We start from the raw sequence: 26,555 nt of genomic DNA on the forward strand, positions 1-26,555 counted from the left end.
ATGCCTGGTGGTATCTACAGCTTCCCGCCCGGGCCCCTGCATCGGGAACCGACCGCCGGACGCATTCCGTCCGCAACTCCTCCGCGCGGTCGGCACACCTCCCGGACACCGGCCCGTCACCCGCCCGCCACCCGTCACGCAGGCGGGGGGGGCGTACGGCCGCCGCCCGTCCGCCGTTCGCCCGCCGCGCGGGCCCGGCGTACCGGGAGCGCACAGGATGCGGTGGCAGTCTGAGAAGCGCACGCCGGTCCACTGACTGAATCCCACCCGCGCGCCCGATCGTTTTCAGCCAACTTATGTGACCTACCCCGACCTTGGCGGAACGATACGTCAACCCCCGTGCCACCAGGGAAGAAAGGACCAACAGCGGCTCACGCACCCTACTGGGACGGGCCATGCGTGGGCTGCCCACTTCCCTGGGGGCTTCCTGAGTGAAACGCTTCCTGATCGAATGCTTCGCGCCAAGTTGCCATGTCGACATAACGCCGTCAGTCGAACTTGTCACGCCGGCAGCACGGGACACAGTAGATTCGATCTTGGGTAAGAGGGCGGGGGGATCTCGTGCTGGACCGAGGGGCTGTGACGATTAAAAGCAGTTTGCAGGAGCGACAGTCCCGACAGGATCAGGGAGCCGTGAGCACCGAGGGGGGCTTAGCACCATGAGTCAGGGCCAGGACTCCACCACCGTGGCGGAGACCGCAAGAAAGCTCTCCGGGCGCCGCCGCAAGGAGATCGTCTCGGTACTGCTCTTCAGCGGCGGGCCCATATTCGAGAGCTCGATTCCGCTCTCCGTCTTCGGCATCGACCGGCAGGACGCCGGAGTGCCCCGCTACCGGCTGCTGGTGAGCGCAGGCGAGGAAGGCCCGCTGCGCACCACGGGCGGGCTGGAACTCACGGCGCCGTACGGCCTGGAGGCCATCAGCAGGGCCGGCACCGTCGTCGTCCCGGCGTGGCGGTCGATCACCTCGCCGCCGCCGCCCGAGGCGCTGGACGCGCTGCGCCGGGCCCATGAGGAGGGCGCACGCATCGTCGGGCTGTGCACCGGCGCCTTCGTGCTGGCCGCCGCAGGACTGCTGGACGGCAGGCCCGCGACCACACACTGGATGTACGCGCCGACGCTCGCGAAGCGCTATCCGTCGGTCCATGTGGACCCGCGTGAGCTCTTCGTCGACGACGGCGATGTCCTGACGTCGGCCGGGACCGCCGCGGGAATCGATCTGTGCCTGCACATCGTGCGGACGGACCACGGCGCGGACGCGGCGGGAGCGCTGGCCAGGCGGCTGGTGGTCCCCCCGCGCAGAAGCGGCGGCCAGGAGCGCTACCTCGACAGGTCTTTACCGGAGGAAATCGGCTCCGATCCCCTCGCGGAGGTCGTCGCCTGGGCGCTGGAGCACCTCCATGAGCAGTTCGACGTGGAGACCCTGGCGGCCCGCGCGTACATGAGCCGCCGGACGTTCGACCGCCGGTTCCGCTCACTGACCGGCAGCGCGCCGCTCCAGTGGCTGATCACGCAGCGGGTGCTCCAGGCGCAGCGCCTCCTGGAGACATCGGACTACTCGGTGGACGAGGTCGCGGGCCGCTGCGGCTTCCGTTCGCCGGTCGCGCTGCGCGGCCACTTCCGGCGCCAGCTGGGCTCGTCGCCTGCCGCGTACCGGACGGCGTACCGGGCCCGCAGGCCGCAGGGGGCCGAGCCCGTACCGGCCGCCCCGGCGGCGGACGGCGTCCCGCAGTCCCGCCGCACCCCGGCACCGGGCGGCACCCAGCCCCCGGCACCGCCGCAGGGCTCCCCCGCCCTGTCCGAACCGGGAAAGCCGGGCTCGGACACGTACGCCCCGGGCCGCCCGACGGTCCCCGGGCAGCGGAGCGCGACGTAGGAATGCCTGCGGGGGCCGGGTCTCAGGGCCCGGCCCCCCGGCTCCGTCAGGCGCGAGCGCCGACCGGTCCCGCCGACCGGTCTAAGGTAGGGCGTATGAACGATCGCATGGTGTGGATCGACTGCGAGATGACCGGGCTCTCGTTGACGGACGACGCACTCATTGAGGTGGCCGCACTGGTCACCGACTCGGAGCTGAACGTGCTCGGCGAAGGCGTGGACATCGTGATCCGCCCGCCCGCCGAGGCACTGGAGACCATGCCCGACGTGGTGCGGAAGATGCACACCTCATCCGGCCTGCTCGACGAACTGGACGGCGGCACCACGCTGGCCGACGCCGAGGAACAGGTGCTGGCGTACGTACGCGAGCACGTGAAGGAGCCGGGCAAGGCACCGCTCTGCGGGAATTCGGTCGGCACCGACCGGGGCTTCCTGCTGCGCGACATGAAGGACCTTGAGGGCTACCTCCACTACCGGATCGTGGACGTCTCGTCGATCAAGGAGCTGTCCCGCCGCTGGTATCCGCGCGCCTACTTCAACAGCCCGGAGAAGAACGGCAACCACCGGGCGCTGGCGGACATCCGTGAGTCGATCGCGGAGCTGCGCTACTACCGGGAGGCCGTCTTCGTACCGCAGCCCGGTCCGGACTCGGACACCGCGAAGAAGATCGCGGCCAAGTACGTCCTGCCTGCGGATTAGACCGCTGGGGGCGATCCGGGAGGACTGCCGGAGACCCGCCCGAAAGGCGGGAGCGAGCACCCTCCCGGACCCTGTACACTTTTTCTCGGCCGGTCGGAAACGACAAGGTCGTGGTGGGTATAGCTCAGACGGTAGAGCACCTGGTTGTGGTCCAGGATGTCGCGGGTTCGAGTCCCGTTACTCACCCTCTCCAGGAAGCCCCTGATCTGCGGAAACGCTGATCAGGGGCTCCTTTCGTTCCTGAATCCGGCTGAACCGTGGCAGGCCGGACCGTGGCCGGACACGGCGGGATCTTCATTCTGAGCATTCTGAGCACGGGGGCTGTGCGGTGACCGCGACTGCGACCGCGAGGTGAAGGTAAACCCCGCTACGAGCTGAGCCGTGGCACCAGGTCCGTCGGGAGCACCAGTTGGGTCTGCTCCGCGGCGGCCGTCCCCGGCGACCGGTGCACCTCGATCTCCGAGAGCAGCAGCCGGGCCATGGCGCGGCCCATCTCCTCGATCGGCTGTCGCACGCTCGTCAGCGGCGGGTCCATATGACGGGCGATCACCGAGTCGTCGAAGCCGACCAGGGCCACGTCGTCGGGCACCCGCAGACCGCGCTCACGCAGCACCTGGCGGGCGCCGGCCGCCATCACGTCGGACGCGGCGAAGACCGCGTCCAGGTCGGGGCGGCGGTCGAGCAGCAGCTCCATCGCCCGGCGGCCGCTCTCCTCGGAGAAGTCGCCCTGCGCGACGAGCGCTTCGTCGCCGTCGGTGCCCGCCGCGGCGACGGCCTTGCGGTAGCCGTCGAGGCGGCACTGCGCGGCGTATATGTCGAACGGCCCGGTGATCGTCGCGATCCTGCGCCGCCCCCGCGCGACCAGGTGTCCGACGGCGCCGCGCGCACCCTGGTAGTTGTCCGAGTCGACCGAGGGAAGCGTCTCGTGGCCGGAGCGCCGACCGCTCACCACGGCCGGGATGTCGAGCTGCTGGAGCAGGTCGGGCAGCGGGTCGTCGGCGTGTACGGAGACGAGCAGTACCCCGTCCACCCGGTGCGCCGCCAGATACTGGGCGAGCCGGTCGCGTTCACGGTCGCTGCCGACCAGCGTGAGCAGCAGTTGCATCTCGGTGTCGGCGAGAGCGGCGCCGACGCCCCGGACGATGTCCGAGAAGTACGGCTCGGCGAAGAAGCGGGTCTCCGGCTCCGGGACGACAAGGGCGATGGCGTCCGTACGGTTCCCGGCAAGCGCGCGGGCCGCCCGGTTGGGCACGTACCCCAGCTCGGCGACCGCGGCTTCGACGGCTTCGCGGGTGCGGCTGCTGACCCGGGGAGAGCCATTGATGACCCGGGAGGCGGTGCCGCGTCCGACCCCGGCCCGTGCCGCGACCTCTTCGAGCGTGGGCCGCCCGCCGCTCCGTACTCGCGCTGCCGCCATGGCTGCCTCCCGTTCGCGGTCAATTTCTCACATGTCGGATAACCGGACCAAGTCCGGTCACCGGCTCCTCGACACGCTCGGGGGTGGGCCCGTCCCGTACGCGAGCGCCACTGATGGGAGCGCTCCCACTCTACGGGGCGGGCACGACCGCCGGAAAACGGAAGGCAGGAGGACATGAGGGCATACGGATATACGGGAGGGCATAACGGAGGACCGGACCGGGCCCAGGGGCCGGGCCCCGGCCGTCCGACGGGCCGGGGCTGCGGGGGTCAGTCCACCGGCGGCAGCGCGTGGCGGCGGATCACGTCGGCGTACCAGTGGGCGCTCGCCTTCGGGATCCGGCGCTGGGACGCGTAGTCGACGTAGACCGCGCCGAACCGCTTGGAGTACCCGTAACCCCACTCGAAGTTGTCCATCAGGGACCAGAGGAAGTAGCCGCGCACATCGACGCCGTCGGCCACCGCCCGCCGTACGGCGTCGAGATGGCCGCGCAGATAGTCGATCCGCTCGGGGTCGGCGACCCGGCCCTCGGGCGATACGTAGTCGTCGAAGGCCGCACCGTTCTCGGTGACCATCAGCGGCAGTCCCGGGTGGTCCCGGCTGACGTCCGTCAGCAGGCTGTACAGCCCATCGGGGTCGATCGCCCAGTTCATCGCGGTGCGCTTCTTGCCTTCGGCGAGGTGGAAGGCGACGTGCTCGGAGCCGGTCCAGGGCGAGTGGTCGCTGCTGCCGTGGCCGTCGTCGCGGGTGTCCCCGGTGCCGGTCGCCGGTGCCGAAACCAGCGTCGGCGTGTAGTAGTTGACGCCCAGCACGTCGATGGGGGCCTCGATGGTGGCCTGGTCGCCGTCCCGTACCAGCGCCTGCCAGTCCACCAGGTGCGCGGTGTCGGCGAGCAGGTCCTCGGGGTAGCCGCCGTCCAGGATCGGGCCGGTGAAGATCCGGTTGCCGACCGCGTCGATCCGGCGCGCGGCGTCCGCGTCGGCCGCGCTGCCGGTCAGCGGGCGGACCTGGTGGAGATTGAGGGTGACCGAGATCTGTGCGGTGGCGGGGAGTTGACCGCGCAGCACCTCGGTCGCCCGGCCATGGGCGAGGTTGAGATGGTGGGCCGCCCGCAGGGTCGCGGCCGGTTCGGTGCGGCCCGGGGCGTGCACCCCTGAGCCGTATCCGAGGAAGGCGGAGCACCACGGCTCGTTGAGCGTGGTCCACATGCCGACGCGGTCGCCGAGGGCGCCGGCCATGATCGCCGCGTAGTCGGTGAAGCGGTCGGCGGTCGCCCGGTGGGGCCAGCCGCCCGCGTCCTCCAACTCCTGTGGCAGGTCCCAGTGGTAGAGCGTGGCGACCGGCGTGATGCCCGCTTCGAGCAGTTCGTCGGCGAGTCTGCGGTAGAAGTCGAGGCCGCGTTCCACGGCCGGGCCACGGCCGGTGGGCTGCACCCGCGACCAGGAGACGGAGAAGCGGTACGCCTTGAGGCCCAGCTCCTTCATCAGCGCCACGTCGTCGCGGTAGCGGTGGTAGTGGTCGGCGGCGATGTCGCCGGTGTCACCGTTGCGGATCTTGCCCGGGGTGTGGCTGAAGGTGTCCCAGATGGACGCGGTGCGGCCGTCGGTGGCGGCGGCACCCTCCACCTGGTAGGCGGCGGTGGCCGCGCCCCAGACGAAGCCCACGGGGAAGTCCGTCGTCTCGGGTGCCTGCTCACGGGTGGTGGTCTCGGATCGTACGGCGGTCATGCGGGAGCGCTCCCAGGGGTGGGCGGAGAGGGGCAGTTGGGGAGGAGAAGGGGTTCAGGTGTCCCGTACGGCCTGCGGTCGGGCACGGGCCGTACGGGACGCACCGGGGTGGGCGGGGGACGCGGGCGTCACCCCTTGACGGCGCCGGACATGATGCCTCCGACGATCTTCTTGCCGAAGATCACGAACACCACGAGCAGGGGCAGCGTGCTGATCAGCGCGCCCGCCATCACGATGCTCTGGTCGGGCGTGTACGAGGCGCTCAGCTGGCCGAGCGCCACCTGCAGGGTGGGGTTCTGCTGGTTCAGGGCGAGGTAGGGCCAGAAGAAGTCGTTCCACGCCTGGACGAAGGTGAGCATCCCCAGCACCATCATCGCGGGGCGGGCCGCCGGGAGGACCACGCTGCGCACGATGCGGAGGTTGTTGGCGCCGTCGAGCTTGGCCGCCTCGATGAGTTCGTACGGCAGCGCCTCCAGCAGGTACTGCCGCATGAAGAAGACACCGAACGCGCTCACCAGGGTCGGGAAGATCACCGACTCCAGGTTCCCGCCCCAGCCGATCTTGGACATCATCATGAAGAGCGGCACGACGCTGAGCTGCGGGGGGATGGTCAGGGTGGCGATGACCGCGGTCATCAGCCCGCCGCGGCCCCGGAACCGCATCTTGGCGAAGGCGTACCCGGCCAGTGTGCAGAAGAAGAGCGTCGCCGCGGTGATGCAGCCGGAGACGATGACGGAGTTGACGATCGCCTTGCCCAGGTGGGCCTGGTTCCAGGCCGAGTCGAGGTTGTGGAGGAGCCGCCCGCCGGGCAGGAACGGCGGTGTGGTGTTGAGTACTTCGTCCTGGGTGTGGGAGGCCGCCACCAGGGTCCAGTACAGCGGCAGGATCGAGCCGATGCCGACGACGATCAGCGCGGCGTAGGAGAAGGGGCCGCCCTTCAGCTGCTGGCCCGCGCCGGGCCTGAAACGGCGGCGGGGCGCGGAAGGGGCGGCGGCCGGCGGGGTGGTGCGACCGGGCGCGTGGGCGGGGCTGGTCATGGTCATGGATATCGCTCCCGGTCAGGCCGCGGATGTGCGTACGAAGCGGCTGATGAGCCAGTTGATCGCGGCGATGAGCAGCAGCAGGACGAGCATCGCCCAGGCCACCGCGGCGGCCGGTCCGAGATGCCCCAGATTCCAGCCGTAGTTGTAGAGATAAATGCTGAGCGTCTCGTACTGGTTCTCGTTGCCGCCGATCGCTCCGAGCCTGCCGCCTTCCAGCAGCAGCGGCTCACCGAACAGCTGCATGGAGCCGATGGTGGAGATGACGATCGTGAAGAGGATCGTGGGCCGCAGCGAGGGGATGGTCACCTTGCGGAACTGCTGCCAGCGCGAAGCACCGTCGATCGATGCGGCCTCGTACAGATCGGTGGGCACCGCCTGCATCGCGGCCAGGTAGATCAGGGTGTTGTACCCGGTCCAGCGCCAGATCACGATCACCGAGATCGCGATCTTGGAGGTCCAGTGCCCGTTGACCCAGTTGGTGTGGCCGAGGCCGATGAAGTGCAGCACCCAGTTCAGCAGGCCGCCGTCGGCCCGGAAGACCAGGGCGAAGACCAGGGCTGCGGAGGCCACCGATGTGGCGTACGGGGTGAGGATGATCGTCCGCCAGAAGGTACTGGCCCGCAGCTTGTAGTTCAGCAGATGCGCGAGGCCCAGCGCCACCAGCAGCTGCGGGACCGTCGACATCACTCCGATCAGGAAGGTGTTGCTGACCGCCGTCCAGAACTCGGAGTCCTGGAGGATCTTGGAGAAGTTGTCCCAGCCGACCCACTGCATCTGGTCGAGGCCGGTCATCTCCACCCGGTGCATGGCGATCCAGCCGGTGTAGATCAGCGGATAGAGACCGAAGGCGCCGAAGACCAGGAAGAAGGGGGCGATGTAGGCGTACGGGGATGCTTTGTCGTCGAACCGCCACAGCCGGCTCCGCCACTTCTGCCGGCGGGCCGACGTCTGCGTGGAACCGCGGGGAGGCGGGGCGTAAGTATCCCGGGTGGGGGTCGAGGTTGCCACAGGCGGGAGTCCTTTCCCTGGGATGCGCCGACCCGGCGCGATGAGCGGACCCGTCCGGCCCGGTGTGGCGGTGTCGGAGCGCTGGTCCATGTGCGTACCGTCCGGGCGGCGTCCGGCCTGATCGGCAGGGCGCCGCCCGCGTCGGTACCCGGCGCCGGCGGCCCGGTGGCCGCCCGCACCGGTGCTGATCAGCCGACCGTCTTGTCGATGTTGTTGATCGCGTCGTTCCAGGCCTTCGCGGAACTGGTGTGACGCTGCTCCATGTTGGTGATCTGCGTGGAGAACGCGTCCTTGATGTCGGCGTCCTTCGGGCCGAGCACGGCAGCCGGGATGGTGCTGGCCTCCTGTGCGTAGATCTTGCCGACCGGAGCGTTGTTGAAGTAGGGAAGCTTGGCGTTCTTCACTTCGGGAAGGGTGTACGCCTTCTTGTTGGACGGGAAGGCGCCGATTGCCTTGAAGACGGCGGCCTGCTGCGCCGGCGAGGTCAGCCACTTGACCAGTGCGCTGGCCTCGGCCACGTGCTTACCGTTCTTGGGAACGCCCAGGAACGAGCCGCCCCAGTTGGCCGAGGACGAGCCGGGGGCTGTGGTGATGTCCCAGTGGTCCTTGTTGGCCGGGCCCGCGTTGGTCGAGATCTGACCGGCCATCCATGCGGGACAGACGACGGTGGCGACGCTGTTCTTGCGCAGCGCCGGCGGCCAGGTGGGCGGGTCGAACTGCGCGAGACCGTGCGAGAGTCCCTCGGAGGCCGCCTGGGACGCCAGCTTCCAGCCGTCCTTGACGCTGGAGCTGGTCTTGTAGACCGGCTGGCCGCTGGAGTCGTAGTACTGCTGCGTGTTGGAGCTCACCACCGCGTTGAACATGGCACTCGCCGAGTCCATGAAGTAGGTGCCCGCAGGCGCGTGCTTCTTGTACTCCTCACCCAGCGCGAGGTAGTCGCTCCATCCGCCGGCGACCTTCTGGGCGACCTTGTCCCGGTCGGTCGGCAGGCCGGCCTTCTTGAAGAGGTCGGTGTTGTAGCAGAGCGACATCGGGCCGATGTCGGTACCCGCGCCGATCACCTGTCCGCCCGACGTGGTGGCCTGCTTCTCCTTCCAGGACACCCAGTCGTCGACGTTGATCACCTTGCTGAGGTCGGCGAAATTGTTCGCCTTGGTGTCGACCACTTCCTTGATCCGGCCGACCTCGATGCCCTGAACATCGGAGAGGCCACTGCCGGAGTTCAGCTCCTGGAGCAGCTTGGGGTAGTAGACCTTCTCATCGGCGGTGGTGTCTTCCTTGACCGTGATGTTCGGGTGCAGCTTGTGATACTGCGCGAAGAGCCCTGCCTCCTTGTAGCCGAATTGCCCGTAGTCCGAAACGGTCAGTGTGATCGGCCCGTTGGCGTCGGACTTGCCCGAGTCCGACGAGTCGCTGCTACAGCCGGCCAGCAACAGGGCGGTGGCCGTCAGGCCCGTGGTGGCGATGACCGCGGCTCTGCGGCGGCGACCGCCGGCGGTGCGGGTGATGCGCATTCCACTACTCCTTGGTCCAGGGGGACTGGCGTTCTTACTGCGCGGCATACGCGCTGGTGAGTACGGGTGCCGGGAAGTGCGAGGGGGGAGACACGGGCCGTTCTGTCCGTACGGAGAAAACCTGTGCGGTGCGGGAGCGAGATGGGAGCGCTCCCATGCGCGCTGATGCCGGAAGGTTGCTGCCTCGGAGGGGCGGGTGTCAAGAGTTGAAGACGGTTCCGTTGCCCGAGCGTGTCCCGCACGTCACGCGAACGTGTCCCGCACGGCTCTTGCCACGGCCCGGAGAGCTTCGGCCCACCGTCGAGACGGGTTCAATCACCGCAGGCCGGAGGGGTGATGAACGCAGAGAACCCGGCCGCGGGCCGACAGGGGCCGTGCCGGAACCGGGATCGCGGGCGTACACAGAAAGTGAACGAGGCTTGGCAGGGGAACCCGTTTCTGGACGGGCTGCGCGTTTTTTTACCGAACTCCGCCCGAGATGCGCTGAGTTACGGAGGCGGGGCGGGCAGCGGGCCGTTCTCCGTATCCGGACACAGCAAACGCCCCGGCCGGGTGGGGGGTGAACCGGCCGGGGCGTCCGTCAGGAGGCGGCGTCAGCTGTTCGCGGCGAACGCCTTGGTGAACGCCAGATCGTCCTGGACGATCGACGAACACGTCGGGTCGGCCGAGTTCTTCGCGCCGCCGGCGCACTCCTTGTCCCGTGCGGCGGACCACATCGAGAGCCGCCCCAGCCCCTTCGCCTTGGCGAACTCGGCCAGCTTCTTCGCGTCGTCCACCGTGAACTTCTCGGTGTTGACGTCGTTGACGCCGATCATCGGAGTGACCGCGACGGCCTTCCAGGCAGCGGCGTCCGAGAGCCCGAGCACACCCTTGATCTGGGCCTGTGTGGCGGTCGCCGCCTGGGTGGCGTAGTCGCCCATGTCACCGCTGTACGAAGCCCCGTAGTCCATCGCCATGATGTTGACCGCGGAGATGTCGACGCCGTTCTTCTTCGCGTTGGCGACGAGGTCCACGCCGGGCTGGGTCAGCCCCTCGGGCATCACCGGCAGCGTGAACGAGACGTCGAGCCCCGGGTGGGACTTCTGGAGCTGCGCGATGGCCTGCGCGCGACGGGTGTTGGCCGCGGTGTCCGGCAGCGCACCGCCCTCGATGTCGAAGTCGACCTTGGTGAGCTTGTAGGTGTCGATGACCTTGCCGTACGCGGCAGCCAGTGCGTCGGCCGACGTACAGGCCGCGCCCAGCTCGGTACCGGAGGCCCCGCCGAAGGACACCCGGACGTCACCGCCCTTGGCCCGCAACCCGCTGATCTGCGAGGCCACCTTGTCGTCTCCGAGGCCCGTGGCACCTCCCCAGAGCGGGGCGCAGCTGCCGCCGGAGGTGATGAAGGCCAGGTTGAACTCCTTCACGCCGGTCTTGGTCGCGGTGTCCAGCAGGTCGTACGCGGGGTAGAGCGAGGTGTCGACGTACGGGGCGAAGCCCGCACCGGACGAGGTGCCTGTTCCGGCGCCGGTCGTCTTGGTGGGCGTGGGCGCGGGCTTCGACGGTGCGCTCCCGGTCGGTGACGCGGTTGCGGTGGGCTTGCCCGACGGCTGCGGTGCCTTCGACGGATCGGACGGCTGGGACGGCTTGGTGGGCCGGCCGCTCGGCGCGGGCGCACCACCGGTGTCGACCGAGCACTTGGCGCCGTCGATGACACAGCCGGTGGGGTCGCCCGCGGTGGCGCCCGACGACGTGACGAAGCCGATGGTGAGGGACTTGCCCGCGGCGATCCCCGTCTTGTCCCACTTCGAAGGCCGCACCGTGACGTGCTGCCCGTCGACCGTGGACTCGGCGTTCCACAGCGAGCTGAGCTTGGTGCCCGCGGGCAGGTCGAACTCCAGCTTCCAGTCGGTCAGCGCCTTCCCGGCGTCGTTGCTGACGACGTACTGGCCGGTGTAACCGCCCTGCCAGTCACTGGTCTTGGTGTAGGCGGCGCCCACGTCGGCGGCGTGCGCCGTGCCGGTCAGTGCGAACGCGCCGCCCCCTGCGACGGCTGCGGCGACCACCGCGCCCATCGCCTTGGTCTTGCCGCTCACCTTGCGCCGGTGGGTCGTCGTACTCATGGCGTGCCTGCCTCTGCGTTACGGAAGTGGGGGGTGTGGCAGCACGCTAGCGAGTCCGAACCGGACAATTGGGCAGTTCAGGAGGGAAGCCGAGGATCTTAGGGTGGGCTTAAGGAAGACAAAGGGAGCGGTTAATACCGGGGCTTGTTGGGGCTTGCTTGCGGCTTGCTTGCGGCTTGCCGGGGAGGGTGCCGCGTGCCGATGTCCCGGATCAGCCCGGTACCGGCCCCCGGAGCGTCCCGCGCCTGCGGCCCCGTACGCGGTGGCCGCGGGCAGGCAGCGCACGGCCACCGTCGAGGGCGATCCACAGCCGGACCTCGGTGCCGCCGAGGACCGAGCGCCCGATCCGCACATCGCCGCCGGTCGACTCGGCGACCCGGCGCACGATGTCGAGGCCGAGCCCCGTGGAGCCGGTCCGCCCGCCGCTGTTGCCGCGCGTCAGGGCGGCCGCCGGGTCGGCGATGCCCTCACCCGCGTCCGACACGAGCACGATGACGGCGTCCTCCGCGTGGTGCACGTCCACCGAGAAGGGGGTGCCCTCGGGCGTGTGGCGGAAGACGTTGCCGAGCAACGCGTCGAGTGCGGCGGCCAGTTCGGAGCGTATGACCGGGATGCGTGCCGCTCGGCCCACACCCGCCAGCCGTACCGTACGGCCCTCGTCCTCCGCCAGCGCCGACCAGAAGGCCATCCGTTCGCGGATCACCTCGGAGGCGTCGCAGCCCGCGGCCGCCGGTTGCAGCCCCTGGGGTCGCGGGCGCTGTTCGCGGGCCGTGCGGATGATCGTGTCGACCTCCCGCTCCAGCTTCTCGACGGCCGCGCGGGTCTGCTCGGCGGCCGGACCGTCGCCCAGCGAGGCCGCGTTGAGCCGCAGGACCGTGAGCGGGGTGCGCAGCCGGTGCGAGAGGTCGGCGGCCAGTTCGCGTTCGTTGTCGAGGAGTTGGACGACCTGGTCGGCCATCGAGTTGAACGCCACGGCGGCCGAGCGCAGTTCGGTCGGTCCTTCCTCGACGACCCGTACGGACAGCCTGCCCTCGCCCAGGTCGTGCGCCGCCCGCGCGAGCCGCTGCGCGGGGCGCACCATCCGTACGCCCAGCCGGTCGGCGACCGCGACCGAGCCGACGACCAGCGCGATGCCCACGCCCGCGAGGACCAGCCAGGCGGTGCCGACGCCGTTGGAGACCTCGCCCTGCGGTACGTACACCTCGACGACCGCGATCCTTCCGGTGGGCAGCGCGGTCGGCTGGAGGAGCGCGGAGCCGCCGGGCACCGCGGTGATCATGGCCTGGCGGCGGGCCGCCTCGATGTCCTTCGGTGCTGCCCGCCGGTGGCCGGTCTCGGTGGGCCGGCTGCCCGGTTCGCCCGACGCGGGCACATGGATGGCGACGCGTCCTGCGGCGCCCGCCGGGGTGGAGGCGACCGCCTTCTCCAGCGCGAGGCGGTCGGTGGTGATGGAGAGGGTGGGCGCGAGGGCCGACGCGTTCCGCTCGGCGCCGGCGAACGCCCGGTCGCTGGCCATCTCCTTGATGACCAGACCGAGCGGAATGGCGAAGGCCACCACGACCATGGCGGTGGCGGCCAGCGCCACTTTGACCAGCGCCCACCTCATAGGGGCGGCTCCAGCTTCACCCCGACACCCCGGAGCGTGTGCAGATAGCGCGGGCTCGCGGCGGTCTCGCCGAGTTTCCTGCGCAGCCAGGAGAGGTGCACGTCGATGGTCTGGTCGTCGCCGTACGACTGCTGCCACACCTCGGCGAGCAGCTCCTTGCGCGGTACGACCACACCGGGCCGTCCGGCGAGGAAGGTCAGCAGGTCGAACTCCCGCCGGGTCAGATCGAGCCGTACCCCGTCCAGTTCCGCCTGCCTGCGCAGCGGATCGACGCAGAGCCCGCCGACGCGGATGAGCCGCGGCGGCGGTTCGGCGCCGGAGCTGCTGCGGGCGCGTCGCAGTACGGCCGCCATCCGGGCCGACAGATGCTCCACGGAGAAGGGCTTGGTGAGGTAGTCGTCGGCGCCGTCGTTCAGCAGCCGTACGATCTCCGCCTCGTCGTCCCGTGCGGTGGCGATGATCACCGGTACGTCGGTGATGCCGCGCAGCATCTTCAGCGCTTCCGCCCCGTCGAGATCGGGCAGACCAAGATCGAGAATGACCAGGTCAAAGCCGAAATGGGCCACCTCACGCAGCGCCTCCAGGGCCGTGCCGACGCTCCGTACGGTGTGGGAGGCCTCGGTGAGGTGCCGGATGAGGGCGGAGCGTACGAACTGGTCGTCCTCGACCACGAGCACACTTGCCATGGGCGGCACCGTACGCCATTCGGGGGAGCCGGGTATGCGTCTCACCGTGTCGCGACATCGCTGGGGCCGGTGGGGCAGTATGGCGCGATGATCCGGCGACTGACACAGGCCCTGGCATGGTCGCTCGCCACCGGTGCGGCGACGACGCTGACCTGGTGGGGGGTGCATTCGGTGATGGCGGGCACGGCCTATGACCTGCCCCGGGCGCTTCCGGCAGCGGGGAGTCCGGAGCTGCTCTCGTCGGCCACCCAGCGGCCCGAGGAGCCGGATCCCGGGTCCCCGGGGGCGGGGCAGTCACCGGGCTCCCCCTCCCCCGCACACGCGTCCGGGAGTGCTTCCCCGCCGTCCTCGCCGTCCCCCTCGCCGTCGGCGTCGGCACCTGCTTCGCGGCCTTCATCAGGTTCGTCAGGTTCTTCAGTTTCATCCGGTTCATCCGGTGACGTACGGAGCTATACGTCATCCGGCGGCCGGGTCGTCTTCGATCTGGGGGCCACCTCGGCGGAGCTGGTGTCGGCGGCGCCTGCGGACGGCTGGCAGATGCGGGTCTGGAAGCAGCCGGAGTGGATCCGGGTGACGTTCACGAAGGGGCAGCGGTCGGTGTCGGTGTTCTGCACCTGGAACGGACACAAGCCGACGGTCGAGGTGGACGACAGCTGAGGGAGCGCGGTGCGGTGGCCGCGCCCCGAGCCCGCGGCCGGCTATCCGAAGACCGCGGGCGGCGGCGGAGGTGACGGCTGCGCATCCGCGTCCCGTACCGGCCTCGCCCCGCCCGTGAAGTCCGTGAGGCCCCGGCCGTGCTCCAGCCGCCCCGCGTGCCCGTCCCCCGCCACCCTGCGGGTCAGTTCGGCGATGGGCAGCGGAAGCGCCGAACCCACCAGTACCGCGTTCCCGAACCTCCGGCCGCGCAGTACCGCCGGCTCGGCCGCCAGGGCCAGTTCGGGGAAGGTCTCGGCCGCGGTCGCGATCTGGCCGCGCAGATAGGTCAGCGGCGGGCCGTCCGTGAGGTTCGCCGCGTACCAGCCCTCCGGCTTCAGCGCTCTGCGGACTTCGGTGAGGAATTCCGCACTGGTGAGATGGGCGGGGGTGCGCGCACCGCTGAAGACGTCGGCGACGATCAGGTCGGCCCAGCCGTCGGGGATCTTCGCGAGTGCGGCGCGGGCGTCGGTGGAGCGGACGCGGATCCGGGCGCCGGGGTCCAGCGGCAGCACCCTGCGCACCAGCTGCACCAGCGGGCCGTCGACCTCGGCGATCTGCTGCGTGGAGCGGGGGCGGGTCGCCGCGACGTAACGGGCCAGGGTGAACGCCCCGCCGCCCAGATGCACGACGTGCAGCGGCTGTCTGGGCGGGCCCGCGAGGTCGATGACATGACCGAGCCTGCGCTGGTACTCGAAGTCGAGGTACGCGGGGTCGTCGAGGTCCACATGGGACTGCGGGGCGCCGTCGATCAGCAGGGTCCAGGCGCGCGGACGGTCGCGGTCGGGCCTGAGTTCGGCGATCCCGCCGTCCACCTGCTCGACGACGGACTCCGGTGCGGAACGGCCCTGCCGCTTGTTCTTCGCCACTCCCCCAGTATCGCGTCCTCCCGTACCGCGGCGGCGTTCAGCGGTACGGGCTGCTCACCGGCGGTTGTCCGCTGCCTCGATCAGACGTGCCGCCTCGCCGAGCGCCGCCCTGAGCACCGAAGGATCGGTGACCGGCGCCGTCTCGGGCGGCAGTAGCCAGCCGGTGCCCCGGACCGGTGGCTCCTCGGGGATCCGCAGCCCGCGTCCGTTGGTCTGCGTACACGCGCTGCCCGGCAGGTCCCAGCCGTCGGCCGTGCCGGGCGGCACCAGGAAGCCGAGGGTGTCGCAGGCTCCGTCGTGCAGGACGGGGCCGACGTCGGCCGAGTCCGCTCCCCTGCGCAGGATGTCCACCGCCTCAAGCCCCTGCCTCGCAGGGACCGTTACCAGATCGCACGGTTCGGCCACACCGTCGGGTGGTGCGCTGAACTCCTGACTGGGTGTGTGCCGGGCGGTCGTTCTCGAACCGCTCATCTCGATACCGGTCTCCAACAAGGCAACCCCTCCTCGTTCTCCGCAAGGTTCAACGCCTGCGGACGTCAAGGGCTACGGCGCAGCACCGCCGTAAAGGATGGCAGTTCATGGCAAATCGCGGGTGAGATATCCGTTTTGTAGCTATACCGGGCGTGTGCGTCTCATCACAGACGGTACGTTTTGCGCGCCGGAGCGGTCCGGACCGGCAGCACCATCCGCCAGAGAGGGCTCGGCCATGGCGATGTCACGGGAGGTACGCAACCCGGCTTTCCGGCAGTTGCGTGGACAGCGCTCACCCGGTGAGTTCGCGGCGGCGATCCGCCGGGCCGCGCGCGAGATCGGCGAGCAAGTCGCCTGTGACGCGAGGTACATCGGGCGCGTCGAGGCCGGCGAGATCCGCTGTCCCAACTATGCGTACGAGCGGGTGTTCCTGCATATGTTCCCCGGTTCGACCCTGAAGGACCTGGGGTTCTCCGACCGGGGGGCGGTACGCGGCCGGGGCATGTGTCCCGGCGCCGAGCCGCCTGGACAGTTCCAGTCCGAGTCCCGTCCCCAGCCCCACACCAGCCAGAACAACGAGGAGAGCGACGTGCTGCGTCGCGCATTCATGGCCGGCGGTTCCGCCGCTCTGGCCGCCGTCTCACTGGGCTTCGGCCCGGCCCCCGTACCGTCCCGGCGCCGTGTCGGCGAGGCGGAGGTCAACGCCGTCGAAGCAGCCGTACGGCAGATCCGGCTGCTCGACGACCGGCATGGCGCGGCCGGTCTCTACCAGCGGGCGGCGCAGCCGCTGGAGGCCGCGTACGCCCTGCTCGACGCGGGAACCGCCCGCCGGTCCGCGGCCGACCGGCTGCACGCGGGCGCCGGTGAACTGGCCATCTCCGTGGGTTGGCTGGCGCACGATTCGGGCCGCTTCGACGACGCACGGTCCCACTACGCGGAGGCCCTGGCGACCGCACGGGTGTCCGGCGATCCCGCGCTGGAGGCCCATGCCTTCTGCAACACCGCGTTCCTCGCGCGGGACGCGGGGCGCCCGCGCGAGGCCGTGCGGGCCGCGCAGGCCGGTGAGCGCGCGGCGAAGCAGCTGTCGTCGCCCCGGCTGCTGTCGCTGCTGACCCTGCGGGAGGCGGGCGGCTGGGCGGGGCTTGGCGACCGTACGGCCTGTTCGGAGACGCTGGTACGGGCCAAGTCCCTCTTCGGGCAGGGCACGTCGGACGCCGACCCGGAGTGGATGAGCTTCTTCGTCGAGGCGGAGCTGGAGATGCTGGAGGCGCAGTGCTGGTCCGCGCTGAGCGACTGGCCTCGCGCGGCCCAGCATGCCGAGCGCGCGGCGGAGCTCCAGGACCCGCACTTCGCCCGCAATCTGGCGCTCTACCGTGCGCAGCTCGCCGACGACCTGGTCAGGGCGGGCGCTCCCGACCGGGCGGCGGCGGCCGGGCACCAGGTGCTCGACCTGCTCGACCAGGTCCAGTCTTCCCGTATCCAGGCGATGCTCGCGGGCACGGCCCGCAGGCTGCTCCCGGAGCGCCGGGCAGCCGGGGTGCCGGCCTTCCTGGAGCGGCACGCGTCGACCCCGCGGCTGGTCTGAACGGAGTCGGCCCGGACGCCCGGTCGGAATGGTTCCGGCCCGGAGTGGTTCCGGCCCGGAGTGGTTCTGTCCCGGAGTGGCCTGTCCGGGAGTGGCCGGTGACCGGCTGATGGGTGTCCCGGGCTGACCGGGGTCCCGGACCGACGTGTTCCGGCCCCGGGCCGGGTTGTTACGGCTCCAGGTGCCCGGTGTCGTTCCACCGCTCGACCGCGGGGGCGTCGTACGCCCAGCCCAGCACCGAGAGCGACGCCGGGGCCAGCCGGATGCGGGCGCCGAAGGTCAGGTCGTAGCCGAGCCAGCGTGCGGCGAGCGCCCGCAGGATATGGCCGTGCGCAAAGACCAGGACGTCGCGGCCGCCCGTACGGATCCGGTCGATCGCCGCGTCGGCGCGTGCCGTGACATCGGCCACGGACTCACCGTCGGGAACGCCGTCGCGCCAGATGAACCAGCCGGGCCTGACCGCCTGGATCTCGGCCGGGGTGAGTCCTTCGTACGCCCCGTAGTTCCACTCCAGGAGCGCGTCCCACTCCTCGGCGCGGTCGGCGAACCCGGCAAGTGCGCACGTCTCGCTCGCCCGTAGCAGTCTGCTGGTGAACACCCTGGCGTCCGGCACCGCGTCCCACGGCGCCCGGTGCAGCCGCTCACCGAGCAGTTCGGCCCCCTCGCGTCCCTCGTCGAGCAGTGGGATGTCCGTCCTGCCGGTGTGTTTCCCGGACAGCGACCACGCGGTCTGCCCATGCCGGACCAGCAGCATTCGGGGTGCCATGACGCTCTCTCTTCCCGTGCGGTGATGCTTCTCCCATCATCGCGCACGGGTTCCGGGAGCAACCCGGCGGACGCCTCCGGCGTCCCTCCTACCGTGCCCCGCACAGAGGGGCCGCAATGAACTTGTCATTCGATACGCCCTATGGTGGTACGCCGGGTGACAGGCCCCGTTTGAACAGACGATGGAGAGCATTCGGATGCCGTACACCGCGAACCGTGACCGGCCCCGCTGGTGGACAGAGCTCCTTGTGATCGCTGTCGTCTACACCGCGTACTCGTCGGGGCGGCTGCTGGCACGCGGCAGCACCGAGGACGCGGTCCACCACGGCCTTTCGCTGCTGCGCGCCGAGAAGTTCCTGCACATCAACATCGAACACCCGTTGAACAGGCTGTTCACGCACACCCCTGCCATAGGGATACCCGCCGACTTCGCCTATGCGTCGCTGCACTACCTGGTGACCCCGGGCATCCTGATATGGCTCTTCCGCCGCCGTCCCGCCCAGTACCGCCTGGCGCGCACCTGGCTGATGGTCTCCACCCTGCTCGGTCTGATCGGCTTCACGCTGACCCCCACCTGTCCGCCGCGGCTGCTCGCCCATGCCGAGGGTTTTGTCGACACGATGGCGCAGTACAGCTCGTACGGCTGGTGGGGCGACGACGCGAGCGCACCGCGGGGACTCGGCGGGATGACCAATCAGTTCGCCGCGATGCCGAGCCTGCATGTGGGGTGGGCGCTGTGGTGCGGGGTGATGCTGTGGCGCCACGGCCGTACGCCGCTGGCCCGAATACTCGGGGTGCTCTACCCGTTGACCATCACTTTCGTGGTGCTGGGCACGGCCAACCACTATCTGCTCGACGCGATCGCGGGGGTCGCGGTGATGGGTGTGGGGCTGCTGCTCGCCCGGCCCGCGGTGCGGCTGGCCGACCGGGTACGGGCCCGGTTCTCCTCCCGTACGGCCGACAGTCCGTCCCCGATTGTCGGTGCCGGGTGCAAGACTTCCCCGGGTGAGCGATTCCCCGGGCAGCGGACCTCCTCCGCCTCTTCCGCGTCAGCAGGCGACACAGCCGACGACGGCACTCAGACAGCGGCTCGCTGAGCTGCGGGGCCCGTCCGTCGCGCCGCAGCCGCTGGACGCCCGCGCGCTGGCTGCCCTCGCGGCCAACCCGGGCTGCGAGCGGCGCGCGCTCCTCGACGGCGCCGGGGTGAACAAGACGGTTCTCGCACAGGCCCTCGGCTCCCCCTCGGCCTTCGGCCAGTCCCAGTTCGCCTTCATGCGGGGCAACGCCTTCGAGGCGAGGGTCAAGGCCGACGGCGGCGCCGAACTGATGCGGCTCCTCGCGGAGCACATGGGCACGGCCGAGCCGGTGGACGTGACGGTCCCCGATCTCACGGCGGCGGGCCCCGAAGGCCGCGCGGCCCGCACGGCACTGGCCCTGCGTGAGGCCACGGAGGCCGGCGGGTGGGCCCTGTTCGACCACCCGATGCTGGCGCTGGAGGTGGCGGGCTCGCCCGCGTATCTGGAGCCGGACGCGGTGGTGGTGGATCCGGCCGGGCGCTGGACGGTGATCGAGATCAAGTCGTTCCCGATGATCGACGCGTCGGCGGACGCGGCGAAGGTGGGGGCGGCCGCCCGCCAGTCCGCGGTGTACGTGCTGGCACTGGAGCGGATCGCGGCCCATATCAACAGCGCGGGCGGCACAGACAGCACAGAAAGCCCAGGCGGCGCGGGCGGCGCGGCCGGCGCTTCGGTGCACGACCGGATCCTGCTGGTCTGCCCGAAGGACTTCTCCAACCTGCCGACGGCCTCGGCCGTCGACGTACGCAAGCAGCTCTCGGTGACCCGGCGTCAGCTGACCCGGCTGACCCGTATCGAGGACATCGCGGCGGCCCTGCCCGAAGGCACCACCTTCGACCCCGGTCTGCCGCCCGCCGAGCTCACGGCGGCGGTCGAATCGGTCCGCGCGGCGTATGCACCGGAGTGCCTGGCCGCGTGCGAGCTGGCCTTCCACTGCCGCGACCGGGCCCGTGGCGCGGGCGCGGTGGAGGCGCTGGGCCGGGGGGTCCGCGGCGAGCTGGGCGGGCTGACGACGGTCGACGCGGTGCTGGCCGCGGCGCACGGCGAGGAGGGCGATCCGTCGGATCCGACGGTGGCCGCGCTGCGCAGGGCCGCGGCGCTGCGGGCGGAGGCGCTGGCCGAGGCACCGCAGCCGGCCGGCCGGGAGTCGGCTGGCCGTCAGTCGGCGCTCCGGGAGTCGGATGTCCAGCAGTCGGATCCGCGGGAGTCGGATCCACGGGAGTCGGGGCTCCAGCAATCAGGTCTCCGGCCATCGAGTCTCCAGCAGGAAGGCTCGCCGGTATGTCGCTGATCAGCACGCTCGCCCGGCTGGAAGCCGTGCGGTCAGGACGTGCGGAGCCCACCGCGACCGTCCGGCACCGCCACCTCTCCGCCCGCCCGCTCGTGTTCGTCCCCCTCACCACCGCTGGCGAGGCCGGCGCCCCGCTCGGGGCGCTCGTCGGGACGGACCCCGCCGCGCCGAGGCTGCTGGTCGTCGCCCAGCCGCGCGACCGGGATCTGCGATTCGCGTTCCTGTCCGAACTGGCCGAGGCCGTGCTGCCGTACATCGACGGGTACGCCGACGACGTCGAGGCCGCCGAGCGCTCCGAGACCGACCCGGAGACCAAGAAGAAGGTCAAGGTCGAGACCGAGCTGTGCGCGGACGCCCCGCAGCTGATCGTGCCGGGCCGGGCGGGCATCGACTTCGTCCGGCTCCTCGGGCGGTCGATGCGCTTCCGGCGTACGGCCGATGAGGATCCGGAGACGCCCTACCCGGCGCCGCCCCGCGTCCCGCTGCTCGGCCGCTGGCTGACGCACTACGGTGAGCGCGCCCGGGTCCCGGGGTCCTCGCTACTGCTCGCCGCGACCGATCTGCTGAACCGTCACTGGGCCACCGGCCAGAGCAATCTGGAGGACCAGCACCTCGGCGCGCTGCTCGCCTGGATCGACCCGGCCGACGGGACGTCCGGCGCCGAGACCGCTCTCCGGGCCGAGCTGGGACGCGACCGGGACGGGCAGCTGCTCTGCCCGCCCGCCGGGCCCGCCACCGATCCGGCCTTCGACAACAGGCTGCTGGCCCCGGCGGTGGAGCGGTACGACGCGGCGCGTTCGGCGCTGGCCGCCGCCGAGGACGGTCCGGCGGCCGACGACCGGCTCGGTGAGCTGACGGCCGCCGAGCGGGAGATCCGCAGGCTGCTGGCCGGACAGCTGCGGCCCACCTGGGACGCGGTGTGGCACGGAATCGGGCTGCTGCGCGAGCTGCCCGAAGGGGCCAGGGCGAGCGAGCGGTGGACCCGGGACCGCTGGTCGTTCACCGGCCACCGGGACCGGGTGCGGGCGGGCGAGCCGCCGCAGCCGCGCCGGGACGACGCGGTGACGGCGGCGCAGAAGCTCGCCACCCGCGAGACCGCGCAGACACAGCTGGAGGCACAGGAGGCCCTGGACGACCCGCTGGTGATGGCGGGGCGGCGGCTCGCGGGCGAGGCGTTCACCGGTGAGGTGACGGATGTGGTGATGGCGTGGAGCGAGTCGAAGCGCCCGAGCCCTCGCCCCCTGGTGACGCTGCGGACCGATGACACACCGCACATCGAGGAGCGGGCCAAGGTCCACCGCGCGCTCCCGGGCGACCCGCCGAAGGCGCAGACGGCCGAGTTCGTACGGTACGAGACGGACGGCTCACTGGTGCTGCGGCTGACCAACGGCATGGGCCGCGCCAAGGATCCGGCCCCGGGGACCGTGCCGGAGAAGGGCGACCGGCTGTGCTGGACGCTGTTCGAGCACAGCTCGCGGGGCGGACCCGAGCTGCCCGCGCAGGAGGACACCCCCTGGACACACGGCGGCCCGCCGGGCATCACCGGCCCGTCGGACGGCTCGTCCACCATGTCCGACAGAACTGCCATGTCCGACGGAACTGCCGCATCCTCCGCATCCGCTGCTCCCGGCTCCGGGACGAGCCCCGACCCCGTCACCCCCGAGGACCTGCTGTGACCTTCGATCCCGGCGCGGAGGCCGCCCGCGCGACGCGGGCCATCCTCGATGACACGCTGCACGGCACCGCCCGCGGAGTGGTGGTCGACTCCCCGCCGGGCGCGGGCAAATCGACGCTCGTAGTGCGCGCGGCCCGTGAGCTGGCCGCCGCCGGACGACCGCTGATGGTGGTCGCGCAGACCAACGCCCAGGTGGACGACCTGGTCACCCGCCTTGCCGGGAAGGACCCCGAGCTGCCGGTCGGCCGGCTGCACAGCAGCGACCCCGACCCGTACGACAAGGCGCTGGACGACCTGCCGAACGTTCGCAAGTCCGCCAAGGTCGCGGATCTCGCCGGGCTCGACGTGGTGATCTCGACGGCGGCGAAGTGGGCGCATGTGAAGGGCGTCGAGCCCTGGCGGCACGCGATCGTGGACGAGGCGTACCAGATGCGCTCGGACGCTCTGCTGGCCGTGGCCGGGCTGTTCGAACGGGCGTTGTTCGTGGGCGATCCCGGCCAGCTCGACCCGTTCAGCGTGGTCGGCGCCGAGCAGTGGGCGGGGCTGGCGTACGACCCGTCGTCCAGCGCGGTCTCGACCCTGCTCGCGCACAATCCGGAGCTGCCGCAGCACCGGCTGCCGGTCTCCTGGCGGCTGCCGGCGTCGGCGGCGCCGCTGGTCTCGGACGCGTTCTACCCGTACACACCGTTCCGCAGCGGTACGGACCACGGTGACCGGCGGCTGACCTTCGGGGTGGCGTCGGACGGTTCGGGCCCCGACCGGGTGCTGGACGAGGCGGCGGAGACGGGCTGGGCCCTGCTGGAACTGCCCGCCCGGCACACACCGCGTACGGACCCGGAGGCGGTACGGGCGGTGGCCCTGGTGGTCCGGCGGCTGCTGGACCGCGGTGGCGCGGCGGTGAGTGAGCAGTCGCCGGATCCGGTGCCGCTGACGGCGGACCGCATCGCGGTCGGCACGGCCCACCGCGATCAGGCCGCCGCGGTCCGGTCGGCGCTCACGGAGCTCGGGGTGACGGGCGTCGCGGTCGACACGGCCAACCGCCTCCAGGGGCGGGAGTTCGACGTCACGGTGGTGCTGCATCCGCTGTCCGGCCGCCCGGACGCGACAGCGTTCCATCTGGAGACGGGCAGGCTCTGCGTCCTGGCGTCGCGGCACCGGCACGCCTGCATCGTGGTGTGCCGGGAGGGGGTGGCCGGGCTGCTCGACGAGCACCCGTCGACCGAGCCGGTGCAGCTGGGAGTGACAGTGAAGTTCCCGGACGGCTGGGAGGCGAACCATGCGGTCCTGGCGCATCTCGCGGAACACCGGGTGCCGTACCGGCCACGGTGACGCGGTGCCGACGACCGCGATACCGGCCACTGTGACGGGTGCCTGCTGCTGCCCGGGACGTCCTCTTGCGCGGGGCGGGACAATGGACGGTGGCCGGAATCCCACGGCGGAGGCCCGAGCACCGCACACCCCCCGGAGACCGGCTCCGCCGGACCTCCGGGGGGACGCAGCACCGCAAGACACAGGCAGCACGGCACACACAGCACGGCACAGCAGGAGGCACACATGGCGGAGCCCGAACAGCGCGAGCGGAAGCTGCGGCCTGCGCCGCTGCTCTTCGAGCCTTCCGCTGCCACCACCGACCCCGAGCACTTCTTCGACCTGGAGTCGATCGACGACCCTGCGGTGCTGCTCGCCCGTGCCACCGAGCTGACGCTGGCCTTCCGCGCGGCGACCGACCGGGCGGTCGAGTACCAGGCGGTCGCCGCCGCGCAGCTCGCCGACCCTCGCCGCTTCGACCGGCTGACGGTGGCGGACATCGCCGAGCGCGCGCAGTGGACCGAGGACTACGCCAAGAAGATGGTCGAGTTCGGCCGGGACCTGCTGCGCGGCTTGCCGACCTGACGGGCGGGCGAACTCCTGCCGCCCTACGCGGACCGCCCAGCCCGCCCAGCCCGTCCAGCCCGTCCAGCCCGTCCAGCCCTTCGGGCATATGCCGTTGGGCGGGGCCCGTCGGCAAGACCGGTGGGAAAGATACGCCTCCCCGCCCCTGCCTGTCCCGGTTTCGGCCAACTCAGCGGAGTGGCCCCCTCACTCCGGGTAGACCTGGTCGGCATGGGCGCATGGCAGCGAGACGACGACAGCGCAGGAATCCTCTCCGGCAGCGGCTCCGATCTCCGGAGCTCGGGCATCCAGGGCTCCGGCATCAGCAGCTCGGGGATCAGCAGCTCAGGTACCCGAGGCCCGGGGATCAGCAACTCCGGCACCCGGGGCTCAGGCATCAGCGGCTCAGGCATCAGCAGCCCCGGCATCCAGAGCTCAGCCACCGTCCACGTCCCGGGCGGCCGTTCCTCCGCCGGGCTCAGCCGGATCCTCGACGAGCAGGACGGGCAGCACGCCACAGCGGTCACCCCGGCCGGCGCGGGATGGCTCGCGTCCGCCGCCCCGTACCCGCGCAGTGCGCTCTCGCTCTGGGAGTCCCGGCCCACCGCCCCCACCGTGCTGGACTGCGGCTCGGTCTTCGACGTGGTCAACGTGCCCGCGATCTTCGGCCGCCGGATGCTGGACACCCTGTGGTCGGAGGGCCCAGGATCGGGCCCGGTCGCCGGTCACCGGGGCCGGATGCTGCTCTTCGCCGCCCCCGGCACGGCCCAGCGGCTGCCATCCCTGCTGCACTGGGAGGAGTGGGGCGACGCGGTGCCGCCGATGCTCTGCCACGGCACCGGTGACGCGGTGACCGTACCGTCTCTGACCTCCTCCGTTCCCCGATCGGGCCCGCGCTGGCTGGTGGCTCCCGACACCCGCCATCCCTGGCTGCCGGGGCCCGAGGTCATGCTCTGGGCCTGTGTCCGCGCGGCGCGTGCGGCGGCGGCCCCGGCCACGAGAACGGACGGCTTATCGATTTTTCCCCGCGCCGATCAGGGTGCTAAGGTCTACGACGTCAGCAGGCGCCGCTAGCTCAGTTGGTTAGAGCAGCTGACTCTTAATCAGCGGGTCCGGGGTTCGAGTCCCTGGCGGCGCACAGACGGAAGAAGCCCCTCGCGGAAGCGGGGGGCTTCTTCGTTGTGCCCCCCCCCCCCAGCACCTCACAACGCGCCTCACACCACGGGCGCCTCACACCACGGGGCACCTCACACCACCGGCGTGATCTCGACGGTCCAGGCTCCCGACGGCGTACGGTCCGTCACCTCCACCTTCGTCCCGTTGCCGGGAACCGTGAACGTCTCCCCGACCCCGAGCGGCGCGTCGGCCAGCGGCGGGTAGACCGACTGCCCCCAGCAGCCCGAGCTGTGCGGATGGGTGTCGACCACCCGGAACGGGCCGTCGCCGGAGGCCTGCTCCGCCCTCACCCGGTAGATGAGGACGCCCTCCGAGCAGGTCGAAGCGTCATTGCCGGCCGCCGTGCGCGCCTCGATGGCGAGGGCGCTCTCCAGCCCGGTCCGCAGGACGATGAGCCGGGTCCCGGCCGTGTCGCTGCCGGGCGCCGCGACCTCCTCCAGTGGCTCCAGCGTGAACATCTGGGCCCGGGTGCCGCGCACACAGCCGATCTGCCGCCGGTCCAGCCAGCCCAGCTTCCACTTCTGCCAGCCGAAGAAGTCGGGGGCGAGCCCGAACTGGCTGCCCATGACGTCCCAGTCGCCCACATACGTGTCCCAGTCGCCCTTGTCGTCCGACGGGCGGTGGTAGAGATCCGGCAGGTCGAAGACGTGCCCGGTCTCATGGGCCAGCACATCGCGGTCCGGCGGATGCCGCTCGAAGCCGGTGACGAAACGCCGGATCTCCGTACCGTCGGCGTGCAGCGGGGTATCCAGATTGACCACCTTCGTGGCGTCCGAGTCGACACCCGGCGCATCCGGGTCGGCGATCAGATAGACGAGGTCGTACTTGCTGAAGTCCACCGTCGGATCGGCCGCGGCCACCGCGTCCCGCAGATACTCGTCGCGCTCGTCCGCACTCCAGTCACGCCGTATCGCGTACGCGGAGGCCGGCTTCGGCATCATGGTCCACCGCCGCAGCGGATGCGGCCGCAGCGTGAACTTCCCGTACGAGGCCTGCCGGAAGAAGGTGGTGGTCGAGGGGAAGTAGTCGGCCGTCAGCTCCTGCGGGGTGGTGTCGGGCGGGGCCCCCGGGAAGGACAGGAAGATCATGACCGCGTCGAGTGCCCCGACCGGCCGGGGGTAGGCGGAGTTCCAGCTGTCGAGCCCGACCGAGTGGTGGACGTCGGTGCGCGGCAGCGCGCACGGCCCCTCGCCGCCCACGGTGGCGACCGCAGGCCCCGCGACCAGGGACGTCGCGGTGAACGCCATGAACGAGACCAGGATGGCGGCGGTCTGCCGCAGACGGCGCCGGTCCACTCGCCCGGGTGCCTGCGGACGCTGCACGTGGAACCTCCGGGTTCGGGATGCGGGACACCCCACCACCCTGGGCGGTTTATATGTTTATGTCCTGTCCAGTTGCCCCAGGCGA

Annotated in this window: 21 protein-coding genes, 2 tRNA genes and 1 pseudogene; 12 read left to right on the forward strand and 12 right to left on the reverse strand. The window is 71.1% G+C overall.

Going from position 1 to position 26,555, the window contains the following annotated elements; genetic code table 11:
- Positions 1-659 precede the first annotated feature (659 nt).
- The 3 genes from OHB13_RS12380 (at position 660) to OHB13_RS12390 (ending at position 2,758) form a co-directional block, all read left to right on the forward strand.
- Positions 660-1,874 carry a GlxA family transcriptional regulator gene (locus OHB13_RS12380; protein ID WP_266856789.1) on the forward strand — a complete coding sequence of 405 codons (1,215 nt, stop codon included), beginning with the start codon at positions 660-662 and terminating at the stop codon, positions 1,872-1,874.
- 95 nt (positions 1,875-1,969) lie between these two features.
- Positions 1,970-2,572, forward strand: a complete 603-nt coding sequence (orn, locus tag OHB13_RS12385; protein ID WP_266856788.1) for an oligoribonuclease — start codon at positions 1,970-1,972, stop codon at positions 2,570-2,572.
- Between the two features lie 113 nt (positions 2,573-2,685).
- Positions 2,686-2,758: transfer RNA gene (locus tag OHB13_RS12390), tRNA-His, on the forward strand.
- 181 nt (positions 2,759-2,939) lie between these two features.
- Here the strand turns inward: OHB13_RS12390 and OHB13_RS12395 are convergent.
- From OHB13_RS12395 to OHB13_RS12430, 8 genes are all read right to left on the reverse strand, one after another.
- Positions 2,940-3,989, reverse strand: coding sequence for a LacI family DNA-binding transcriptional regulator (locus OHB13_RS12395; protein ID WP_328377125.1), 1,050 nt, complete (start codon positions 3,987-3,989; stop codon positions 2,940-2,942).
- A 269-nt stretch (positions 3,990-4,258) separates the two neighbouring features.
- Positions 4,259-5,716 carry a GH1 family beta-glucosidase gene (locus OHB13_RS12400; RefSeq protein ID WP_328377126.1) on the reverse strand — a complete coding sequence of 486 codons (1,458 nt, stop codon included), beginning with the start codon at positions 5,714-5,716 and terminating at the stop codon, positions 4,259-4,261.
- Positions 5,717-5,844: 128 nt separating this feature from the next.
- Positions 5,845-6,759, reverse strand: coding sequence for a carbohydrate ABC transporter permease (locus tag OHB13_RS12405; protein WP_328377127.1), 915 nt, complete (start codon positions 6,757-6,759; stop codon positions 5,845-5,847).
- A 15-nt stretch (positions 6,760-6,774) separates the two neighbouring features.
- Positions 6,775-7,767: a carbohydrate ABC transporter permease gene (locus OHB13_RS12410; protein WP_266856781.1), complete on the reverse strand. Its 993-nt coding sequence runs from the start codon at positions 7,765-7,767 to the stop codon at positions 6,775-6,777.
- 188 nt (positions 7,768-7,955) lie between these two features.
- Positions 7,956-9,281 (reverse strand): ABC transporter substrate-binding protein, encoded by a 1,326-nt coding sequence (locus OHB13_RS12415; RefSeq protein WP_266856779.1) that lies wholly within the window; start codon positions 9,279-9,281, stop codon positions 7,956-7,958.
- A 593-nt stretch (positions 9,282-9,874) separates the two neighbouring features.
- Positions 9,875-11,383 carry a glycoside hydrolase family 18 protein gene (locus OHB13_RS12420; RefSeq protein ID WP_266856777.1) on the reverse strand — a complete coding sequence of 503 codons (1,509 nt, stop codon included), beginning with the start codon at positions 11,381-11,383 and terminating at the stop codon, positions 9,875-9,877.
- 211 nt (positions 11,384-11,594) lie between these two features.
- Positions 11,595-12,989 (reverse strand): HAMP domain-containing sensor histidine kinase, encoded by a 1,395-nt coding sequence (locus OHB13_RS12425; RefSeq protein WP_328377128.1) that lies wholly within the window; start codon positions 12,987-12,989, stop codon positions 11,595-11,597.
- On the reverse strand, positions 12,986-13,675 hold the full coding sequence (locus tag OHB13_RS12430) for a response regulator transcription factor (RefSeq protein ID WP_266856773.1): 690 nt from the start codon (positions 13,673-13,675) through the stop codon (positions 12,986-12,988). The genes OHB13_RS12425 and OHB13_RS12430 overlap by 4 nt, the downstream gene beginning before the upstream one ends.
- An 87-nt stretch (positions 13,676-13,762) precedes the next feature.
- On the opposite strand from OHB13_RS12430, the gene OHB13_RS12435 reads away from it, so the two are divergent.
- On the forward strand, positions 13,763-14,332 hold the full coding sequence (locus tag OHB13_RS12435) for a hypothetical protein (RefSeq protein ID WP_328377129.1): 570 nt from the start codon (positions 13,763-13,765) through the stop codon (positions 14,330-14,332).
- 41 nt (positions 14,333-14,373) lie between these two features.
- On the opposite strand, the gene OHB13_RS12440 is transcribed toward OHB13_RS12435, so the two are convergent.
- Entirely contained in the window at positions 14,374-15,237 is an 864-nt protein-coding gene (locus OHB13_RS12440; protein ID WP_328377130.1) for a spermidine synthase, read from the reverse strand.
- A 54-nt stretch (positions 15,238-15,291) separates the two neighbouring features.
- Entirely contained in the window at positions 15,292-15,708 is a 417-nt protein-coding gene (locus OHB13_RS12445; RefSeq protein WP_266861049.1) for a hypothetical protein, read from the reverse strand.
- Positions 15,709-15,943: 235 nt separating this feature from the next.
- Here OHB13_RS12445 and OHB13_RS12450 point away from each other — a divergent pair, with 235 nt between their 5' ends.
- Positions 15,944-17,293, forward strand: coding sequence for a hypothetical protein (locus tag OHB13_RS12450; RefSeq protein WP_328377131.1), 1,350 nt, complete (start codon positions 15,944-15,946; stop codon positions 17,291-17,293).
- 169 nt (positions 17,294-17,462) lie between these two features.
- On the opposite strand, the gene OHB13_RS12455 is transcribed toward OHB13_RS12450, so the two are convergent.
- Positions 17,463-18,059 carry a histidine phosphatase family protein gene (locus OHB13_RS12455; protein ID WP_328377132.1) on the reverse strand — a complete coding sequence of 199 codons (597 nt, stop codon included), beginning with the start codon at positions 18,057-18,059 and terminating at the stop codon, positions 17,463-17,465.
- Positions 18,060-18,255: 196 nt separating this feature from the next.
- On the opposite strand from OHB13_RS12455, the gene OHB13_RS12460 reads away from it, so the two are divergent.
- The 7 genes and pseudogenes from OHB13_RS12460 (at position 18,256) to OHB13_RS12490 (ending at position 25,110) form a co-directional block, all read left to right on the forward strand.
- Positions 18,256-19,155: a phosphatase PAP2 family protein gene (locus tag OHB13_RS12460; RefSeq protein ID WP_401599739.1), complete on the forward strand. Its 900-nt coding sequence runs from the start codon at positions 18,256-18,258 to the stop codon at positions 19,153-19,155.
- A pseudogene (locus tag OHB13_RS12465) lies at positions 19,064-20,254 on the forward strand (hypothetical protein); the annotation flags it as partial. The gene OHB13_RS12460 and the pseudogene OHB13_RS12465, both read left to right, overlap by 92 nt.
- A 161-nt stretch (positions 20,255-20,415) precedes the next feature.
- Complete coding sequence (locus OHB13_RS12470) at positions 20,416-22,101, forward strand: hypothetical protein (RefSeq protein ID WP_405751394.1); 1,686 nt, start codon at positions 20,416-20,418, stop codon at positions 22,099-22,101.
- Positions 22,098-23,429 (forward strand): AAA family ATPase, encoded by a 1,332-nt coding sequence (locus OHB13_RS12475; RefSeq protein WP_328377134.1) that lies wholly within the window; start codon positions 22,098-22,100, stop codon positions 23,427-23,429. Before OHB13_RS12470 ends, OHB13_RS12475 begins: the two co-directional genes overlap by 4 nt.
- A gap of 225 nt (positions 23,430-23,654) precedes the next feature.
- Positions 23,655-23,993: a hypothetical protein gene (locus OHB13_RS12480; protein WP_328377135.1), complete on the forward strand. Its 339-nt coding sequence runs from the start codon at positions 23,655-23,657 to the stop codon at positions 23,991-23,993.
- Between the two features lie 465 nt (positions 23,994-24,458).
- Complete coding sequence (locus tag OHB13_RS12485; RefSeq protein WP_266861047.1) at positions 24,459-25,046, forward strand: bifunctional DNA primase/polymerase; 588 nt, start codon at positions 24,459-24,461, stop codon at positions 25,044-25,046.
- A tRNA-Lys gene (locus OHB13_RS12490) sits at positions 25,037-25,110 on the forward strand. Before OHB13_RS12485 ends, OHB13_RS12490 begins: the two co-directional genes overlap by 10 nt.
- Before the next feature lie 109 nt (positions 25,111-25,219).
- Here OHB13_RS12490 and OHB13_RS12495 read toward each other — a convergent pair.
- Positions 25,220-26,443 (reverse strand): M6 family metalloprotease domain-containing protein, encoded by a 1,224-nt coding sequence (locus tag OHB13_RS12495; protein WP_443062995.1) that lies wholly within the window; start codon positions 26,441-26,443, stop codon positions 25,220-25,222.
- Positions 26,444-26,555 lie beyond the last annotated feature (112 nt).

The organism is Streptomyces sp. NBC_00440 (assembly GCF_036014215.1).
In the GTDB taxonomy this organism is placed as follows: domain Bacteria; phylum Actinomycetota; class Actinomycetes; order Streptomycetales; family Streptomycetaceae; genus Streptomyces.

Coding starts and splice junctions, on each gene's coding strand:
- OHB13_RS12380 (WP_266856789.1), top strand. CDS start 660: ATGAGTCAGGGCCAGGACTCCACCACCGTGGCGGAGACCGCAAGAAAG.
- orn (WP_266856788.1), top strand. CDS start 1,970: ATGAACGATCGCATGGTGTGGATCGACTGCGAGATGACCGGGCTCTCG.
- OHB13_RS12395 (WP_328377125.1), bottom strand. CDS start 3,989: ATGGCGGCAGCGCGAGTACGGAGCGGCGGGCGGCCCACGCTCGAAGAG.
- OHB13_RS12400 (WP_328377126.1), bottom strand. CDS start 5,716: ATGACCGCCGTACGATCCGAGACCACCACCCGTGAGCAGGCACCCGAG.
- OHB13_RS12405 (WP_328377127.1), bottom strand. CDS start 6,759: ATGACCATGACCAGCCCCGCCCACGCGCCCGGTCGCACCACCCCGCCG.
- OHB13_RS12415 (WP_266856779.1), bottom strand. CDS start 9,281: ATGCGCATCACCCGCACCGCCGGCGGTCGCCGCCGCAGAGCCGCGGTC.
- OHB13_RS12420 (WP_266856777.1), bottom strand. CDS start 11,383: ATGAGTACGACGACCCACCGGCGCAAGGTGAGCGGCAAGACCAAGGCG.
- OHB13_RS12425 (WP_328377128.1), bottom strand. CDS start 12,989: ATGAGGTGGGCGCTGGTCAAAGTGGCGCTGGCCGCCACCGCCATGGTC.
- OHB13_RS12430 (WP_266856773.1), bottom strand. CDS start 13,675: ATGGCAAGTGTGCTCGTGGTCGAGGACGACCAGTTCGTACGCTCCGCC.
- OHB13_RS12435 (WP_328377129.1), top strand. CDS start 13,763: ATGATCCGGCGACTGACACAGGCCCTGGCATGGTCGCTCGCCACCGGT.
- OHB13_RS12445 (WP_266861049.1), bottom strand. CDS start 15,708: ATGAGCGGTTCGAGAACGACCGCCCGGCACACACCCAGTCAGGAGTTC.
- OHB13_RS12450 (WP_328377131.1), top strand. CDS start 15,944: ATGGCGATGTCACGGGAGGTACGCAACCCGGCTTTCCGGCAGTTGCGT.
- OHB13_RS12455 (WP_328377132.1), bottom strand. CDS start 18,059: ATGGCACCCCGAATGCTGCTGGTCCGGCATGGGCAGACCGCGTGGTCG.
- OHB13_RS12460 (WP_401599739.1), top strand. CDS start 18,256: ATGCCGTACACCGCGAACCGTGACCGGCCCCGCTGGTGGACAGAGCTC.
- OHB13_RS12470 (WP_405751394.1), top strand. CDS start 20,416: ATGTCGCTGATCAGCACGCTCGCCCGGCTGGAAGCCGTGCGGTCAGGA.
- OHB13_RS12480 (WP_328377135.1), top strand. CDS start 23,655: ATGGCGGAGCCCGAACAGCGCGAGCGGAAGCTGCGGCCTGCGCCGCTG.